The sequence below is a fragment of the Psychrobacillus sp. NPDC096389 genome (assembly GCF_044762855.1).
GTDB lineage: Bacteria > Bacillota > Bacilli > Bacillales_A > Planococcaceae > Psychrobacillus.
The window spans coordinates 275,034-290,959 of record NZ_JBIWFB010000003.1; the positions used below are offsets into that span (position 1 = coordinate 275,034).

General features: G+C 35.2%; 20 protein-coding genes. 5 read left to right on the forward strand and 15 right to left on the reverse strand.

What is annotated here, in order from left to right:
- Nucleotides 1-3: 3 nt before the first annotated feature.
- Nucleotides 4-639, forward strand: a complete 636-nt coding sequence (locus ACIQ38_RS10710; protein ID WP_402822148.1) for a GntR family transcriptional regulator — start codon at nucleotides 4-6, stop codon at nucleotides 637-639.
- 58 nt (nucleotides 640-697) lie between these two features.
- Here the strand turns inward: ACIQ38_RS10710 and ACIQ38_RS10715 are convergent, their stop codons facing one another.
- The 13 genes from ACIQ38_RS10715 to ACIQ38_RS10775 all read right to left on the reverse strand — a co-directional run bounded on the left by ACIQ38_RS10715 (nucleotide 698) and on the right by ACIQ38_RS10775 (nucleotide 10,921).
- A complete protein-coding gene (locus tag ACIQ38_RS10715; RefSeq protein WP_402822151.1) occupies nucleotides 698-979 on the reverse strand; it encodes a hypothetical protein in 282 nt (93 codons plus the stop codon).
- A gap of 9 nt (nucleotides 980-988) precedes the next feature.
- Nucleotides 989-1,369: a hypothetical protein gene (locus tag ACIQ38_RS10720; RefSeq protein ID WP_402822154.1), complete on the reverse strand. Its 381-nt coding sequence runs from the start codon at nucleotides 1,367-1,369 to the stop codon at nucleotides 989-991.
- Nucleotides 1,370-1,381: 12 nt separating this feature from the next.
- On the reverse strand, nucleotides 1,382-1,747 hold the full coding sequence (locus tag ACIQ38_RS10725; protein ID WP_402822157.1) for a DUF2089 domain-containing protein: 366 nt from the start codon (nucleotides 1,745-1,747) through the stop codon (nucleotides 1,382-1,384).
- Between the two features lie 231 nt (nucleotides 1,748-1,978).
- Nucleotides 1,979-2,404, reverse strand: coding sequence for a 3-hydroxyacyl-ACP dehydratase FabZ (gene fabZ, locus ACIQ38_RS10730; protein ID WP_483880209.1), 426 nt, complete (start codon nucleotides 2,402-2,404; stop codon nucleotides 1,979-1,981).
- A gap of 438 nt (nucleotides 2,405-2,842) precedes the next feature.
- Nucleotides 2,843-4,465: a DUF4179 domain-containing protein gene (locus tag ACIQ38_RS10735; RefSeq protein ID WP_402822163.1), complete on the reverse strand. Its 1,623-nt coding sequence runs from the start codon at nucleotides 4,463-4,465 to the stop codon at nucleotides 2,843-2,845.
- Complete coding sequence (locus ACIQ38_RS10740) at nucleotides 4,443-5,009, reverse strand: RNA polymerase sigma factor (RefSeq protein WP_402822165.1); 567 nt, start codon at nucleotides 5,007-5,009, stop codon at nucleotides 4,443-4,445. The genes ACIQ38_RS10735 and ACIQ38_RS10740 overlap by 23 nt, the downstream gene beginning before the upstream one ends.
- Before the next feature lie 392 nt (nucleotides 5,010-5,401).
- Nucleotides 5,402-6,136, reverse strand: a complete 735-nt coding sequence (locus ACIQ38_RS10745; protein ID WP_402822168.1) for a hypothetical protein — start codon at nucleotides 6,134-6,136, stop codon at nucleotides 5,402-5,404.
- Nucleotides 6,136-6,306: a hypothetical protein gene (locus tag ACIQ38_RS10750; RefSeq protein ID WP_402822171.1), complete on the reverse strand. Its 171-nt coding sequence runs from the start codon at nucleotides 6,304-6,306 to the stop codon at nucleotides 6,136-6,138. The genes ACIQ38_RS10745 and ACIQ38_RS10750 overlap by 1 nt, the downstream gene beginning before the upstream one ends.
- A gap of 31 nt (nucleotides 6,307-6,337) precedes the next feature.
- Nucleotides 6,338-6,745: a DUF4181 domain-containing protein gene (locus ACIQ38_RS10755; protein WP_402822174.1), complete on the reverse strand. Its 408-nt coding sequence runs from the start codon at nucleotides 6,743-6,745 to the stop codon at nucleotides 6,338-6,340.
- Between the two features lie 657 nt (nucleotides 6,746-7,402).
- Entirely contained in the window at nucleotides 7,403-8,125 is a 723-nt protein-coding gene (locus ACIQ38_RS10760) for an amino acid ABC transporter ATP-binding protein (protein WP_402822176.1), read from the reverse strand.
- On the reverse strand, nucleotides 8,118-8,774 hold the full coding sequence (locus ACIQ38_RS10765) for an amino acid ABC transporter permease (RefSeq protein ID WP_402822179.1): 657 nt from the start codon (nucleotides 8,772-8,774) through the stop codon (nucleotides 8,118-8,120). The genes ACIQ38_RS10760 and ACIQ38_RS10765 overlap by 8 nt, the downstream gene beginning before the upstream one ends.
- Before the next feature lie 39 nt (nucleotides 8,775-8,813).
- A complete protein-coding gene (locus ACIQ38_RS10770) occupies nucleotides 8,814-9,614 on the reverse strand; it encodes a transporter substrate-binding domain-containing protein (protein ID WP_402822182.1) in 801 nt (266 codons plus the stop codon).
- A complete protein-coding gene (locus ACIQ38_RS10775; RefSeq protein WP_402822185.1) occupies nucleotides 9,614-10,921 on the reverse strand; it encodes an aspartate aminotransferase family protein in 1,308 nt (435 codons plus the stop codon). Before ACIQ38_RS10775 ends, ACIQ38_RS10770 begins: the two co-directional genes overlap by 1 nt.
- A gap of 483 nt (nucleotides 10,922-11,404) precedes the next feature.
- Between ACIQ38_RS10775 and ACIQ38_RS10780 the strand changes: the two genes are divergently transcribed.
- Nucleotides 11,405-11,821, forward strand: a complete 417-nt coding sequence (locus ACIQ38_RS10780) for a DUF4183 domain-containing protein (RefSeq protein ID WP_402822188.1) — start codon at nucleotides 11,405-11,407, stop codon at nucleotides 11,819-11,821.
- Between the two features lie 251 nt (nucleotides 11,822-12,072).
- Here ACIQ38_RS10780 and ACIQ38_RS10785 read toward each other — a convergent pair whose 3' ends face one another.
- Complete coding sequence (locus tag ACIQ38_RS10785; RefSeq protein WP_402822191.1) at nucleotides 12,073-12,726, reverse strand: HAD family hydrolase; 654 nt, start codon at nucleotides 12,724-12,726, stop codon at nucleotides 12,073-12,075.
- A 69-nt stretch (nucleotides 12,727-12,795) separates the two neighbouring features.
- Nucleotides 12,796-14,184, reverse strand: a complete 1,389-nt coding sequence (locus ACIQ38_RS10790; protein WP_402822194.1) for an aminotransferase-like domain-containing protein — start codon at nucleotides 14,182-14,184, stop codon at nucleotides 12,796-12,798.
- A 142-nt stretch (nucleotides 14,185-14,326) separates the two neighbouring features.
- Here ACIQ38_RS10790 and azlC point away from each other — a divergent pair, with 142 nt between their 5' ends.
- The 3 genes from azlC to tnpA all read left to right on the forward strand — a co-directional run bounded on the left by azlC (nucleotide 14,327) and on the right by tnpA (nucleotide 15,925).
- Complete coding sequence (azlC, locus tag ACIQ38_RS10795; RefSeq protein ID WP_402822197.1) at nucleotides 14,327-15,037, forward strand: azaleucine resistance protein AzlC; 711 nt, start codon at nucleotides 14,327-14,329, stop codon at nucleotides 15,035-15,037.
- Complete coding sequence (locus tag ACIQ38_RS10800; RefSeq protein WP_402822200.1) at nucleotides 15,034-15,360, forward strand: branched-chain amino acid transporter permease; 327 nt, start codon at nucleotides 15,034-15,036, stop codon at nucleotides 15,358-15,360. Before azlC ends, ACIQ38_RS10800 begins: the two co-directional genes overlap by 4 nt.
- A gap of 166 nt (nucleotides 15,361-15,526) precedes the next feature.
- Entirely contained in the window at nucleotides 15,527-15,925 is a 399-nt protein-coding gene (gene tnpA, locus ACIQ38_RS10805; RefSeq protein ID WP_402822203.1) for an IS200/IS605 family transposase, read from the forward strand.
- The last annotated feature ends 1 nt before the right edge of the window (nucleotide 15,926 follow it).

The window sequence follows — 15,926 nt, forward strand, 5'->3', positions numbered from 1 at the left end:
ATAATGATCCAGAACGATAAAAATACTCGCTTTGCTTCCAAACAAGCGTATGAAATAATACGAGATCGAATTTTGAATGGAGATATGCCAGGCGGCACAAAAATTGTAGAAGAAAAACTTGCGACTGATTTAGGATTTAGCCGTACTCCTATAAGAGAAGCCTTACGTCAATTAAACTACGAAGGACTCATCGTCAATAAAAAAGTAGTAAAACCTACCGAAAAAGATTTACGCAACTTATTTCAAGTAAGAAGCCTGTTAGAAGGTTTTTCAGCAAAAGCTGCAGCAACCTATTTGCCAAAAGAAGAGCTAGGTGAGCTTGCTAACTGCATTGCAATTGGTAGAGAAGGAACAGTTGAAGAAATCATGACTGCAAATGAGCGTTTTCATGAAATTATTGTTCAAGCCAGTGGTAACGCACTTATGATAGACACTATAAATCGCATGAAGTCTATCATCCATCTTTTTCGCAAGACCGTAGTCCTATACAATCGTCCCAGATTAATAGATGAACACGAGGAAATTTATGAAGCCATTAAGCAAAGAGATGGTGAGACTGCGACGAAACTAATGGAAGATCACCTGAAAGAGGATTTAGATTTTTGTCTTCATATACTAAATAGATCAAAAAACGCATAACAAAAAGGTAACAAATAAGCTCTTAGACCCCGCTCATTTGTTACCTTCTTTTGGTGTATTATAGTCTAATAAAAACCTCTGTACCATCTTTTGCCTGAACATCAACAATCTCAAGTCCTCTATGACTTTTTAATTCTTTCACAATTTTACCTAGTTCCTTTTTGTCTAACTGCGGAATCGTAAAAGTCATTTCTTTTTCCTTCATAGATTCCTTTATCCATTTATTCATTTGCTTATGCAAAAACTCTGAAGAAAGTATGAGAATGCCTAGATTTATAAATAAATACGGAACAGGAAGAGAAAACCGTACCCCTTTTGTTTTCACTTTTACGCTAATCATATTATTGCTCTATTCAATCGTAACGGAAACTGTATCGCCATTTGCTGATTTAACATCCACGATTTGTCCGTCTAGTTCATTTTCAATTGCTTCTAAGATCAAGCTGATATCAATATCCTTCACATATTTCTCCGACTGCGGAATGCTAGAGGCAATGCTATGTCCCGCCAAGAGCACAACCTTCACTAGCTTAATTGGCAAATTGACCGAAACATTATCATTTTCAGCAGAGACCACTCGAACTTTCAATGTTTTATCTGTATATGATTTTGGTGAAGAGATGCTATCAGACTCTCTTTCCTTTAACACTTGAATAAGTTCAGATGCTTTCCCTGCATCTACTTTCCCTTCTTGTACCATTGTTAATACTTTTTCAATTTCTGCTTTCATCTTTCATACCCCCTATTCATCTTTTAAAAGTTTTATCGCTTCTTCCGAAGTTATTTCTCCATTTTCTAGCATTGCAATTACCTTTTTTTCATCTACTTCACTTTTCTTTTTCGTTTCGTATCCGAGAGAGCTAACAACCTCATTTAGTTTCCCACGGACTGTTGGATAGGAAATTCCAAGCTCCTTTTCCACTTCCTTAATATTTCCTCTACATGTAAGAAATACTTCTACAAATCGTAGCTGTTCACTTGATAAAGATGCCAGTTTCGATAACTCAAATTCATTTTCAATTGTTGTGTGACAATGCGAGCAGTGCAGCTTCGTAATTTTTAACGTTTCACTACAGACAGGACATTGACTAATAACTTGATAAGCCATAATAGCTGTTCACTCCCTCCTCTCATTTGTATTTATCATATATTACGACAACAACAAATTCAATATGTAAATTAAATAAATAAATGAAAATAAATAAAAATATCAATAAAATTAATTTTAATTTTAAAATCAAATGATTCTAGTACAAAAAAGCATCTTCTTCTACTGGTTATTTGTAGACGAAGATGCTCTTTTATTTTTTAGCATTGAACGATAGTAATGTAATTAATATCAATCACCAAATGCAAATATTAGTTCTGTCTCACAAACCAATTCTCCACCTACAGTAGCAATGCCTCTTCCCTTTCCAATAGGGCCTTTTATACGAGTGATTTCCACTTCTAATCGCAGTTGATCACCTGGTTTTACTTGCCTTTTAAATCGACATTTATCTATTCCTGCTAACAACCCTAACCGTCCTTTGTTTCCTTCTTTTGCTAACATTGCAACTGCACTGACTTGCGCTAAGGCTTCCACAATTAATACCCCAGGCATTACTGGATAATTAGGAAAATGACCATTAAAGAAGTTTTCATTTATGGTCACATTTTTTATACCAACCGCTCTTCTTCCCTCTTCTACTTCCAAAATTCTATCTACTAACAGGAATGGATAACGGTGTTTAATAATAGTTTGGAGTTCTTGTGTATCAATCAAGTTGAAATCTCCCTTCGTTGTTATTAAATACATTGTATCATCTAGTACTAGTAGCTGGTGTAAATTTTTATAATAAAAAACTTGCTGATAGTTGCTTTGAGATGAAATTTCTAAAGTTTATTTGGATTAGGCTCTGCTAATCGCAAGATACCTCTTATGAATCGCAAAGTAGCTCTCGATAATCGCAAGGTAGACTCCCAAAATCGCAAGATCTCCCTTATGAATCGCAAAATAGCTCTCGATAATCGCAAGATATATGCTGATTTCTCCATAATCACAAGATCATGGCTTCAAATCGCAAGGTACCCCTTCAGAATCGCAAAATAGTACTGACTAATCGCAAAGTAGGCTTCAGCAATAGCAAGATACTTATCCCACATATTTAAAAAACATCTTATTCCACAATTTAACTGTAGAATAAGATGCTTTATTAACAATTCAATATAATGGAACCTTCCATTCATCTTCCACTTTCTCATATCTAGTCACAGAAAGAAGATGTAATGTTAATTCTTCTGGGACCTCATCTAACTCGTATGTCCTAATATCTATTGTTGTTTTATAACGATCGTTTTTGTCTTTTTCATCAAGAATAGATCCGCTTGGATAAGCAAAATAAGTTTTTCCTTTGTTATCTACCAAAACCCATGTGCCCATTTCAGTAGCAGTCGCTTCTCGTCCACCTTCCATTTCAATTTTAAAGATTGTTTCCTTTTTAATTGGGAGGAGTGATTTACGAAGCGAATAATTATTAACTTTTTTTGCTGTTTTAATTGTCATAAAATTACCTTCGTATTCAAATAAAACGGGATCTTTTTTCAGTTCTTTCGGTTTTATTTTAATAGAGAAATCCGTAGGCACAGTTTTAAATACTCCATCTAATACAAAAGTAAGCTTGCTTTTATCTTTTTGTGGAATAAATGAATCATTCCATGTAATTTGTCCAAGTTGCTCCGTATACATACCATACCCATGTAGAGCCCTTGAGCTACTTGGATGACCTTGGCCATCTGCAAAAGTATTGTGCTCATAAATTAGTTTCTTTTCCTCATTTTCAATATGATATTGAATCGCTGTTCCATAGTTAGTAAAAGTGCTTACACTTCGCTCGCCGAATTGTTCTTCAAGCTTTTGTATATGTTCTTCTACTTTTTCCTGTTCTGCTTGTGTAAAGGAAGTTTCATAAAATAATTCGTTAGCAGAAGGGGCAAACTGGACTTTCTTCATCGCAATATTTACCCCGTGACTACTTGTTTTAACATCATTAATAGGTGTAGTAGTTGTCAATTTACTATTTTCTTTTATATCGACTGGGACTTCTAATTTCCAGTTCCCCTTTACTCCATTTAACTCTACTAAATCGAATTTAATAATTATCTTCTCCAGATTACTATGTTCGCGCAATGAGTATTCAATCAGTCCATAATCGCTCCCCCTTCTCCAACTCGAGTTAGAGTTTAGCCCATCTAATACCTTTCCGGTCTGGTCGGTTACGATGATTTCATTCTGAGCATCCGGAAAGCTAAAATACGTATCTTTTGGTTTTCCTTTTTTATCTAACACTTGATAAGACAAAGCAACTCGAGACGAATCAACAACCAAATCTTCCACTTTGAGCGTAATTCCATGATCCGTAACTTCCAGATTTACTCTTTCTCCTAAACCTGCCTCAGTAGCCATTCTTAATCCTTCATCCACTTCTTCTGAACCAAAAAATCCACCTATTAACTGAGCAAAACTAGGACTCAGTGTAGCAGTCAATCCAAATGCCAATACAATACCTGCTGCGGTTAGCATAATACGTTTCCAAGGAGTTTTCTTGCGACGAATTCTATTCTGTTTATAAGGCTCCAACTGCTCCAAAACGATGGAAGCAAAATCATCTGGCAATGTTGGTGTTTGTAGAGTTTCTTTTAAAAATTGTTGTTCTTCTTGAAAAGCTTGGACGACTCGTATGCAACTCTCGCAACTTTTTACGTGAGTTTGTATTTCAGTATTCTCCTCATTAGTAAGCAGGTTATCAACGTACTGAGAAAGTTTATCTGCCTTCGGACAGTTCATAAAAATAGCCTCCTTCTCGTTTTACTGTGTCTCTCATTTTTTTCTTTGCTCGATGCAGTTTATTACGTACATCGGAGAGTGGAATTTCAATTAGCTCGCTTATTTCGTTATAGCTCAGTTCATTTACATATCGCAGAAGAATAATCATCCGTTCATCTTCCGGTAGAATTGCAATGAGTTTTTCTAGCTGTCTGCTTTTCTCTTTTTTCAAGAAGACAACTTCAGGATGATTCGTGTTAACGATTTTCTCTTCATTAATTTCCACTTGCTTCATCTTGTAGCTTTTTTTACGAAATTCATCCATACAATGATTGATCGCGACTCTATAGATCCAACTAGAAAACGAACCTTTTTGATCATATTTATTTAATTGTTGATACACTTTAATAAATGCTTCCTGTACTAAATCTTGGGCATTTTGTGGATTTCTCGTCATTCGTAAAATCGTTGCATATAGCCTATTTTTATATTTATTAATAATGTGTGCGTATGCTTGTTTATTTCCAGAAAGCACTTCCTGGATCCACTGCAACTCTTCTTCCATGTTAACCTCCTTGCTAAAACGACCATGCGCATGTCTCGTTTTGATCACTCATCTATACTAACGAGTCTACCTGTATAATAATTTCATTTTGTTAATAATAAAATCCATTTTCCCTCATGTAATCTGATTACTTGAGAAACTAATAAATCAAACGTGAACTACAAAAGGTTAAAATAAAAAAGGTCATTTGATGTGCTAACATCAAACAACCGAATATAATAGTAATTTCCCTTCAAGAGGGATTGGCTATTGAACAGGTAATAACTCACACGAGCTCTCAACTCAAAGGTGGGTTATTTTTATGGTTAAATGACAGAATTACTACGATTAATATTGCAAAAGCTACTGCGAACATCAATGCATCGAATACTGACACTAGCGCCCACTGGTAACTAGATACCTAAAACAAACTCTTTAGTTAGTTGAAGAATTTCCTCTTGGACTTCCTTTGTATTTTTGTTTTCTGTTACATATCCTACGTGATAAAGATAGCCATTATAATAAGTATACAATTCATTTGCTGAGGTAACCACGGTGGATACTTGTTTGTTCGTTTCATCGTACGAATAATATCTATAAGCTAGTGCTCCATCTGTAGTAATCACTTGGTGAAAAATCGGGATATCATCTTTTAGTATTTCTTTTCTTAACTCGTTACCCGCTGTGTCGGTTTGTTGTTTAGAGAAATCATATTTATCCAGTGGATTTTCATTGAGCTCTGTGACCGTGATAATAAAAAACTCTTCTGTTTGATTGTATTCATCTGTATGGGTATATGTCAGCTGGACTTGATTTTGTGTATTTTCATTTGCATCTTCAGATGTTACGACATATGCAGTTTGCTCATTTACTTGGAAAGGCAATTTTTCTATATCAATTGGATGAATAGAATTCTTAATAAAATTTGGTGCAGTATTCAGCATCTCATCGATTGACAAAGGCGTATAATATGTAACGTTTTTTCTTTCATCTTGTTGATCTACTGACTTATAATACTCACTATATGCAAAACCTGTCCCTTTCACCTTTTCCAAAAAAGTTTCATCTTCTTTGCTAGTGCAGCCTATCACCATGAAAATCATGATTATTAGGAGCAAAACAGGTCTAACTATTTTACTTCGAGTCATTAGGAATTTCCTTTCTCTTTATTTACTTTTAACATTTCCTTTAGCGTAGAATGTATATTCGTTAAACTAATCAAAATAAGCCCTAGCATGACAAAAGTGACAACTTCCCCTGTTATAAAAGAAATAATTCCAAGCACTATAAAGTACAATGTGTATAGCCAATTATTCATTATCTAATCGCTCTCCTTCCTACTAAAAATCTCATCCAATAAAAAACTTCGCTGCAAAAATTACAAGCATTAGATTAATCGGAATCCAAACGGCAAAAGTGAAATAATAATATTGCTCGTTAGAATTTTCGGCATATCGTCTTGCCAAGAAACCTCTGAACCCAAACAAAATAAGCATGTATAAAGAAAACCATAAATACATGGGAATTGGATTAATAGGATGATAATCTCCATTCTCGTATCTTGAAATATTAGCCAAAATACAGCCAACTACAGCGATAATAACAATTATACCCTCTATAAAAGTTTGATTTTTAGTAAACCTTTTATTAGCTTTATACTTCCTTGGAAGATAAAGCTTCTTTTTAATAAATCGTTCTAACAATAGACTACTAATAATTAAAAGAATAAAAATCAAAATAATTACTGCCCATTGCATATTCAACTCTCCTTTTCAACTAAAAGGGGTTCTCTCCTTTAATAAAAGGAATAAAAACTACATAAAGTGACGCTATAAAAAGTAGCCAAAAAATAATCGAACTGGTGCGTTCTTTATATCGTTCTTGATTATTTCGATTGAACAAGACACGTATCATTGTATAGAAAAAATACAATAAAAACGAAACTCCAAACCAATTAACCCAAGTGTTTCCACTGTAGGCAATAACATTGTTGGCGTATATTACTCGCAATATTTTCTCAGTTAAAATAAAACCAAGTATTAAATAAACTAAAACTTGAAAAGCGAGCACAGCAGACATTTTTAAAGTAGCCAGTTTATTTCCTCCTTCATTGGGCTCTTACATTCTATTCTACGTGTAAATATAGTAACTTGTTTCATATTTTTGAACTTTGTGTAAGTTATTTTATTTGATATGAAATGTTCAGAGGGAGAGCGCAAGCATCTGCTCTTCATAATTAGGGGGCAATTTATTAATGCGCAACATATCAAGCTATACTCGCAATGTTAGAAACCATATTCGCAACGTTCACCTTCAAACGCGCAACATTATTGGTCATTTGCGCAACATTCACCCCACGTCAAGTACAAAACAAAAAAGCAACCCCTTCCTAAAAAGGGATTGCTCAGTATCTACTATAAAACTTTCTCTAAAAACTCTTTCGCACGAGTCGATTTTGGCTCCGTGAAAAATTGGGCAGGTGGCGTATCTTCTACAAGTTGACCGCCGTCTAAGAATAATATACGATCTGCTACTTCTCGTGCAAAGTTCATTTCATGTGTAACAATAATCATCGTCATACCTGAATCAGCAAGTGACTTCATTACCTCAAGCACTTCTTTTACCATCTCTGGATCAAGTGCTGATGTTGGCTCATCAAATAACATAACAGAAGGATTCATCGCTAATGCACGTGCAATCGCTACACGTTGCTTTTGCCCACCTGATAAGCGGTTTGGATAAGCGTCACGTTTCTCATAAAGACCAACTTGACGTAATAGCTCCTCTGCTTTTGATGTGGCTTCTGTTTTCGAAACTCCTTGCACGTTTCTTGGTGCATACGTAATATTGTCGAGCACTGTTTTATGAGGGAATAAGTGGAAATGTTGAAATACCATTCCTACATTTTCGCGTACTTTCATAATGTTTGTACGTTTGTCCGTTACAACGTCTTTTCCGATTGTAATGACACCATTCGTCGGCTCTTCTAGTAAGTTTATGCAACGTAAAAATGTAGATTTTCCAGAGCCAGATGGACCAATGATTGCAATTACTTCTTTTTCTTTGATCTCCGTTGAAATGCCTTTTAGCACTTCATTTTTACCGAATGATTTATGCAAGTTCTCTACTTTAATCACTTCTACTCATCCTCTTTTCTAGCTTTTTACCAAGGAATGTTAAAATGAGCGTCATAATGTAATAAATCACACCAGCAACCATTAAAGCTTCTAAATAATGATAATTCGAACCACCTACTACATAAGCACGGCGCATAATATCTAAAGCACCGATTACTGTTACAATAGCTGACTCTTTATTTAATGTGATAAATTCATTCATTAATGCTGGCATAATGTTTTTCATCGCCTGCGGTAAAATAATATCTTTCATCATTTTTGCATATGGAATACCTAATGCGAGAGATGCTTCTTGTTGCCCTTTATCGACCGCATTAATACCACCACGAATGATTTCGGAAATATATGCACCAGAATTTAAACCAAATGCAAGAATAGCTGCTGGCATCGGATCAATATTAATATCAAAAAGCTGAGGAATAGCATAATAAATAATCATTAATTGTAAAACGAGGGGAGTTCCACGGAAAATGGATGTATAAAAATCTGCAATGATTCTTAGTACAGTAATTTTCCCGATTTTACAAAGCGCCAGTAAAATACCTAGCACCATTCCTAGTATAGTTGCTCCAATAACGATTTGAAGCGTAACACCTATTCCCTTTATTATATAAGGAATAGAGGGAACGACTGCTTGAAAATCTAACATATCGTTGCCCTCCTTTCTATTCGAACTATTTAAATGATTTTATTCAGCTTCCGCTACAAACCATTTCTGTCTTAATTCTTCGATTTTACCACTATCGATTAATTCTTTTATTGCTTGGTCAAATTGTGCTTTTAACTCGCTTCCTTCTGGGAATACAGCCGCTTTATAGTCTATATCGTCCACGACAACTGGGAAATAAGTTAAATCGGGATTACGCTTTACGTAATTTTCCGCTACGATATCTTCAATAATTGCAGCGTCAAAGCGTTTTGTCATTAATTCTTGTACTACTTCTGGGATTAAGTTACGGCTTTCAACTTTCATATCAACTGTTTCTGCTACTTCTTTTGCAAGATCTTCTTGAATGGAAGAAATTTGCGCACCTACTGTTTTACCTTTTAGATCTTCTACTGTCTTAATACCGCTGTCTTTTTTCGTCACTACCATTTGCTGTGTTTCGTTGTATGGTTCCGAGAAGTCTACTACTTTGTCACGTTCTGGATTTGGACTCATACCTGCTAGTACGAAATCTACTTTGCCAGCTTGGATTGCTGGGATTAAACCGTTAAAGTCAATGTTTTCTACTTTTACTTCAAAATCTAATTTTTCAGCGATTAAATTGGCAAGGTCAATGTCAAATCCAATAATTTCTTCGCCTTTTGCTGTGTCTACAAATTCGAATGGCGGATAATCTGCAGATGTACCCATCACTAATACTTTTTTACCTTCTGTTGTAGTTCCTTCACTACCGGATGATTTCTCATTGTCTGATTTAGTACCACAAGCTGCTAATGCAGCGATTATAAGCACTACCAGGAACATAAATAATTTATTTTTCATTATTTCTTCTCCTCCATATAACGATTAATTGCCTTTTCTAACATTTCTAAACCATCATCTATTTGTGCTTTTGTTATGGTTAAAGGTGGAATCATTCGAATAACTTCCCCTTCGTTTCCACATAGATAGAAAAGAACGCCTTCTTCTAATGCATAGTCCAGGATTTTCATCACTGCTTGTCCATCAACTTTACCCGTTTCTGGATTGGAAATTTCGATTCCTATCATTAAACCTACTGAGCGGATATCGCTTATAATTGGATATTTTGCTTGAAGTTTTTTTAACTGCTCCGTTGCGTATGCCCCAACTACTTTCGAGTTTTCCACCAGGTTTTCTTCATGTAGAATTTCTAAAGTTGTTAATGCAACTGAACATGCAATTGGATTACCACCGAATGTAGTACCATGCATGCCAAGCGGCCATTTTTTCATTAATTCTTTCGACGCGACCGTTGCACTTAATGGAAGACCAGATGCAATGCCTTTTGCAATTGCCATAATGTCCGGTGTCACGTCAAAGTATTGCGCCGCAAACCATTCGCCAGTACGACCGAAGCCTGTTTGCACTTCATCGAAGATTAATAAAATGCCGTGCTCATCACAAATTTCTCGAATTTTCTTTACCCATGCCTTCGGAGGAATGATGTATCCACCTTCACCAAGCACCGGCTCTAAAATAACACAAGCCACTTCTTCTGGTGTCACTTGATGTTTGAATAAACGTGTAAAATCTTTTTCAAGCTGTTCTACACAGTAAACTTCCGGATTTGCTCCAGCTGGACAGCCTTTTACGTCAGCATACGGAATTTGATAAGAAAGATGCGACGGCTGTAAAAACTTACGATATTTACTTTTAGATGTTGTCACTCCTAGCGCTCCAAGAGAACGACCATGAAAACAACCGGTAAATGATACGACATAAGGACGCTCTGTTACGAACTTCGCAAGTTTTAATGCACCTTCAATCGCTTCTGTTCCGCTATTTGCGAAGAAAAAGCAATCTAAATTTCCAGGTAATACATCGCCTAGGTTTTTGGATAGCTGTAAAATAGATTCGTACATAATAACGCCAGATGGGCCATGTACAAGCTGATCCGCTGCATCCTTAATACTTTGTACCACTTTTGGATGACGATGCCCTGTATTAGCTACCGCAATCCCCGACGTAAAATCCAAATAAGTTTTGCCGTCTGCACCATAGTAGTAACAGCCCTCTTCTTTCACAATCGGTATATTTGGATGATCCTTTGCCATACTTGGCGCTAGATAATCTCCCATTTGATCATATAATTCTAACCAGTTACTCAAACTGTTCACCTTCACTTTTCCATAAGTTATTCTATTTGATAACGAAGAACTGAACGCAATCTAATAATGCATATTATTAGCTTAAAGTGCATTGTTCATCCTTAACTGCTTTTTTAGTATGTATACAATATAGACCCTCGCGCATAATTATTCAATAAGTTTTTTTCGCAAATATAAAGTTTAAATTGGTGCAATTTTCTGTACGTTCATTCCCTTTCTATTTACAGCAACTATGTTCAATTATCTAAAGCTATGTTAAATAATAATGCTGATATTTAATCAAAATAGAATGGGAAACTCTTGTCTCCTCAGAGTGTCCAATTTCATGCTTGCATTGTCCTCCTAGGCGGAAGCCCTCAAGCTTTTATAAGTAATGAATATAATGTTAATACCAATCTAGAGGCATTATCAAATCTCCTTTGTCCAAGCCGTCAGTTGCATTTGATTTTGTAGATAATTTGAAAAGGGAGGTAACAAACACTAATGAATAATAAACGTCAAACATTCGTTTGCAATGATTGTTGTATAAAGAAAAAAACTTCTTGGCCACCTATAAAAGCAATTACTCAACCTATTGTCCCCCTTCCCCCAGTCATTGTCCCTAGTGGGGAAATTATTCCTACTATCAATAGATATTTCTATATTGCTACGAGCAATATCAATCTAACAAACGGAGCAACCATTCCAGCTAATCTGTTCTGGAATGATAATAGCGATACAGTAATAGAATTTAATATTTATAATCCAAATGGATATGCCAATCTTTACATCAATGCGGTTTTGCAAGAAGGTGGTATGTATACAGTAACATCGGATTCATTAACCATTACCCCCAATGTTGCTACTATATATGCTGGAACTCCAATTATTATAGAATCAGTAGGATTTTCATATAACTAAGTATAATATCTTGTAGATTTTGATTATTGAGATGACCGCAGAACAAAACTACCGGAAGAATCGCCAAAAGAAGTACTTAGTTTCTGCTGAATACGAGGAGTTTTAAGTGATAACATCCGCACCTACTATGCTTCCTTCTCTTAAACTGAAAATATGAGGTATGTAAACAAACTTATGGATATTTTTAGTAAATCAAAATTTAGTAGGGAGCCATACATATTACGGCTCTCCACATTCGTTTTTAAATTTTTTTACATGTTATGTACAATTGTTTTTAACACTATCAAATCATCTATAACTATATCTGCCTGTGCAAGTTCCTCTTCCTGAGCAAAATCAAAATTACAGCCAATAGCTATTAACTCATTATCTTTAGCCGCTTTTATATCAGAAAAACGATCTCCAACTACCGCGGCTTTATTAATATCATATCTTTCAATAATTTTTTTTACTAAATCGCCTTTATCGAGTGTCTGTATTTGTTGAATACTAAATGTTTCGGTAACCCAATTATCCAAATGATAATAATGCACAATTGTTTTTAAGTATTCCGTTAAACCATTGCTTGCTATGTAGATAGAACAATTATTTTCTTTTAAATAGCTAAAAACCTCTTTTACATTAGGATATAAAGCACCTTTTCCACTTCTAATATTTTCAATTAATCTCTCTAGAAAATAAGCATCCACTTGCTCTCTTACTTCATCAGAATGATCAGGCAATAAAGCTTCCCATACTTTCGGTAATGGTACCCCCATTATTTCACGATATTTATCAATTGGAGTTACTGTATGCCATTTATCTAGTGACCTTAAATAGTTAAAAGTATCTTCTAACGATAATTCTAGAATTTTATCTGTTTGAAATAGAGTTCCATCCATATCAAAAATGATTGATTGTAACATTTCTTTCTCTCCCTTTTTATTCTGCTTGAATAACTGTATTTTTTTAGATATTGATCCTACTTACTTGTCCTAACCAAGATACTGTTTAAGTGTATTTAATCCCATTTGTAACTCATCTAAAGTATTCGTAGAGGAAAGCGCTATGCGTAAATAATGATCCTTTGTTGAACGTCCACTCATAAATCGATCGGAATGAAAGACACTTATCCCCATATTTTTCAAATCCATTTCGATTTGTGAAGAGTTTAAACTTGTTTGAATCGGTAACCAACGATAAAAACTAAGTGGATGTTCCCCTAAACTTTTTAAAGGAAAATAATTTGTATAGATGTCATTGGCCATTTGTGCCAGTTGCTTCTTTTGATTAGCAATTTTAGATGCTACTCCAGAAAGAATCAATTCGGTAATTACTTCTGCATCAAATGAAGAGGTTTTTACATTTATTGTATAGATGGACTGTAGAATTTTATGATGAAAAGCGTCGCTATACACCATATAAGCTACACGAAGACCTGAGCAAATCGATTTAGAAGTCCCACAAATATATACCGTTTGTTCTGGTAATAAGTTAAACATCGGCTGTTTGTAATCTTCTATTATCCCTGCTGTTAAAAAAGCATGAATATCATCTTCTATTAAGATTAACCGATATTGACGAATGACATCTGCTAATGCTTGTTTTCTACGGTCTGACATCATAATAGTAGTTGGATTGGAGCAAGATGGCATTAAGAAAATCCCGTGAATTTTCATTTGAGTGCAATGCTTTTCGAGTTCTTCTGGTAGCATCCCAAAGGCATCTCCATCAATTGGTACAAGCTGTATATGTAATAATTTTGCTAATTCTATAAAGTTAGAATACGTGTAGAAATCCGTCGCTATACGTTGTCCAGGTTCGAATAAAGCTGTTAAAGTAATCGCTAAAGCATTTTGAGCACCTGACACAATGACCATTCGCTCTTGGTCCGCCTGAATATTAAATGACTTCATCCAATTTAAGCCGGCAGTTTTTTGGTGAGGGATACCCGTTGGATCGTTGTAATTGAGTAACCTCGTTACATAGTTTTTATTCACTACTTTTTGAAGCGTCTCTTCTATGAGTTTATTTGTTTGCTCAAAGGAAGCAACGAAGGCAAGGTCTAGCATATTTCTCGAACTTTCTGACGAAATAGTAATAGACCGAGTTGCATTTGGCGCCACGAAAGTTCCACTACCTGTTGTTGCGTAGATAAAACCTCTTCGCTCACAAAGTTTATAGGCACGTGTAATCGTCGTAAAATTTAAATCAAGAAAATCAGCCAATTCTCGTTGAGGAGGTAATTTTGTTCCAGGCGCTAAAAAGCCTTTCATAATATCTTGTTCCAATAACGCGGCTATCGATTGATAGTATGGCCTTGTTAAATGAGCCTTTTCTGGTTTCCAAGACATCGGGTACTGATCGAACGAATTGACAGGCATTGTAACACCTCTTTCCTCTTTTTCCTTACAATTATACACCGAATTTTATGAATTAAATTGTAATACATACAATTTAATTGTTTTTTGTATGGATTTTTAATGCTATATTGAAGCTAGCAAAGCATCTGAGGAAGTGAAACAAATGAACAAAAGAGAAATGATATGGAAAGCCTTTCAGGCGGCTTTCCCGCATACCATCCCTATTTTTGCGGGATTTGTATTTTTAGGTATTGCTTATGGAATGTATATGCAATCCTTAGGGTTTAACGCAATTTATCCGATTTTGATGAGTCTTCTCATTTTTGCAGGTTCCATGGAATTTTTAGCAGCAAATTTATTATTGATGTCCTTCAACCCATTAAATGCACTGGTACTCACCTTAACAGTGAATGCACGTCATTTATTTTATGGGATTTCCATGTTGGAGAAGTACAAAGGGACAGGGAGAAAGAAAGCCTACCTTATTTTCGGTATGTGTGATGAATCTTTTTCTATCAATTATTCTGCTAATATCCCAAAAGATGTGGATAAAGGATGGTTTATGACATTTGTGACGTTGTTGAACCATAGTTATTGGGTGCTTGGCTCCACACTTGGTGGTCTATTTGGCTCTCTGATTCACTTTAATACAGAGGGGCTTGAATTCGTCATGACTGCACTATTTGTCGTCATCTTTATTGAACAATGGCTGAAAGAGAAAAAACATTTGGTTGCTACTATTGGTCTGACTGCGTCTATTATTAGTCTTGTCATTTTTGGTGGTAGTGGCTTCATTCTCCCTGCCATGATTGCTATTTTAGCAGGCGTAACAATTATGAGAAAAGTTTCCGAACAGAAGGAGGTAACAGCATGAGTTTAAGCTTTCAAATTATTACGATTGCCATGGTAGTGTTAGGAACGGTGCTCACTCGTTTTATACCGTTTTTATTATTTTCTACTGGTAAAACTACCCCTCCATATGTTCAATATCTCGGCAGCGTGTTGCCATTAGCAGTTATTGGTCTGTTAGTCATCTATTGTTTGAAAGATGTCACCCTTTTCACTGGCTCACATGGTATTCCGGAATTGTTTGCAGTGGCAATTGTGACTGGATTGCATCTTTGGAAGCGTAATATGTTGTTATCCATAGCTGCTGGGACAATTGTTTACATGTTACTTGTTCAATTTATTTTTTAACGAACTATCCGAAAGAATTCTCCTTCCTCAAAAATTCTTGAAGGGCTGAATAAGCCCAATTTTAGGTGGGAGATGAATTTCGGTTTGGCGACAGCCAAAAGGATTTTGTCTTTTATTCTTGGTTCTGATATAATCAGTCTTATAAAGATTAAAGGTTGGTAAATCAATGAAATTAGATAGTAATAATCATTCAGTGTTCTTATTGCATTATCACCTTGTATTAGTCGTGAAATACAGAAGAAATGTATTTGATGATACTATGTCAGACTATGCAAAAGATATGTTTGTAAGGCTTTCAGAAAACTATAACATCACGTTAGTTGAATGGAATCATGATGTAGACCATGTTCATATTCTGTTCAAAGCACATCCAAATACAGAAATGACAAAATTCATTAATTCGTATAAGAGTGCAAGTTCTCGACTAATAAAGAAAGACTTTCCTAAAGTAAAAAAGAAACTGTGGAAAGAAATGTTTTGGTCTAGAAGTTTCTGCTTACTAACTACTGGTGGCTCACCAATAGATGTAGTTAAAAAGTATATTGAAAATCAAGGTGAAAAGTGAG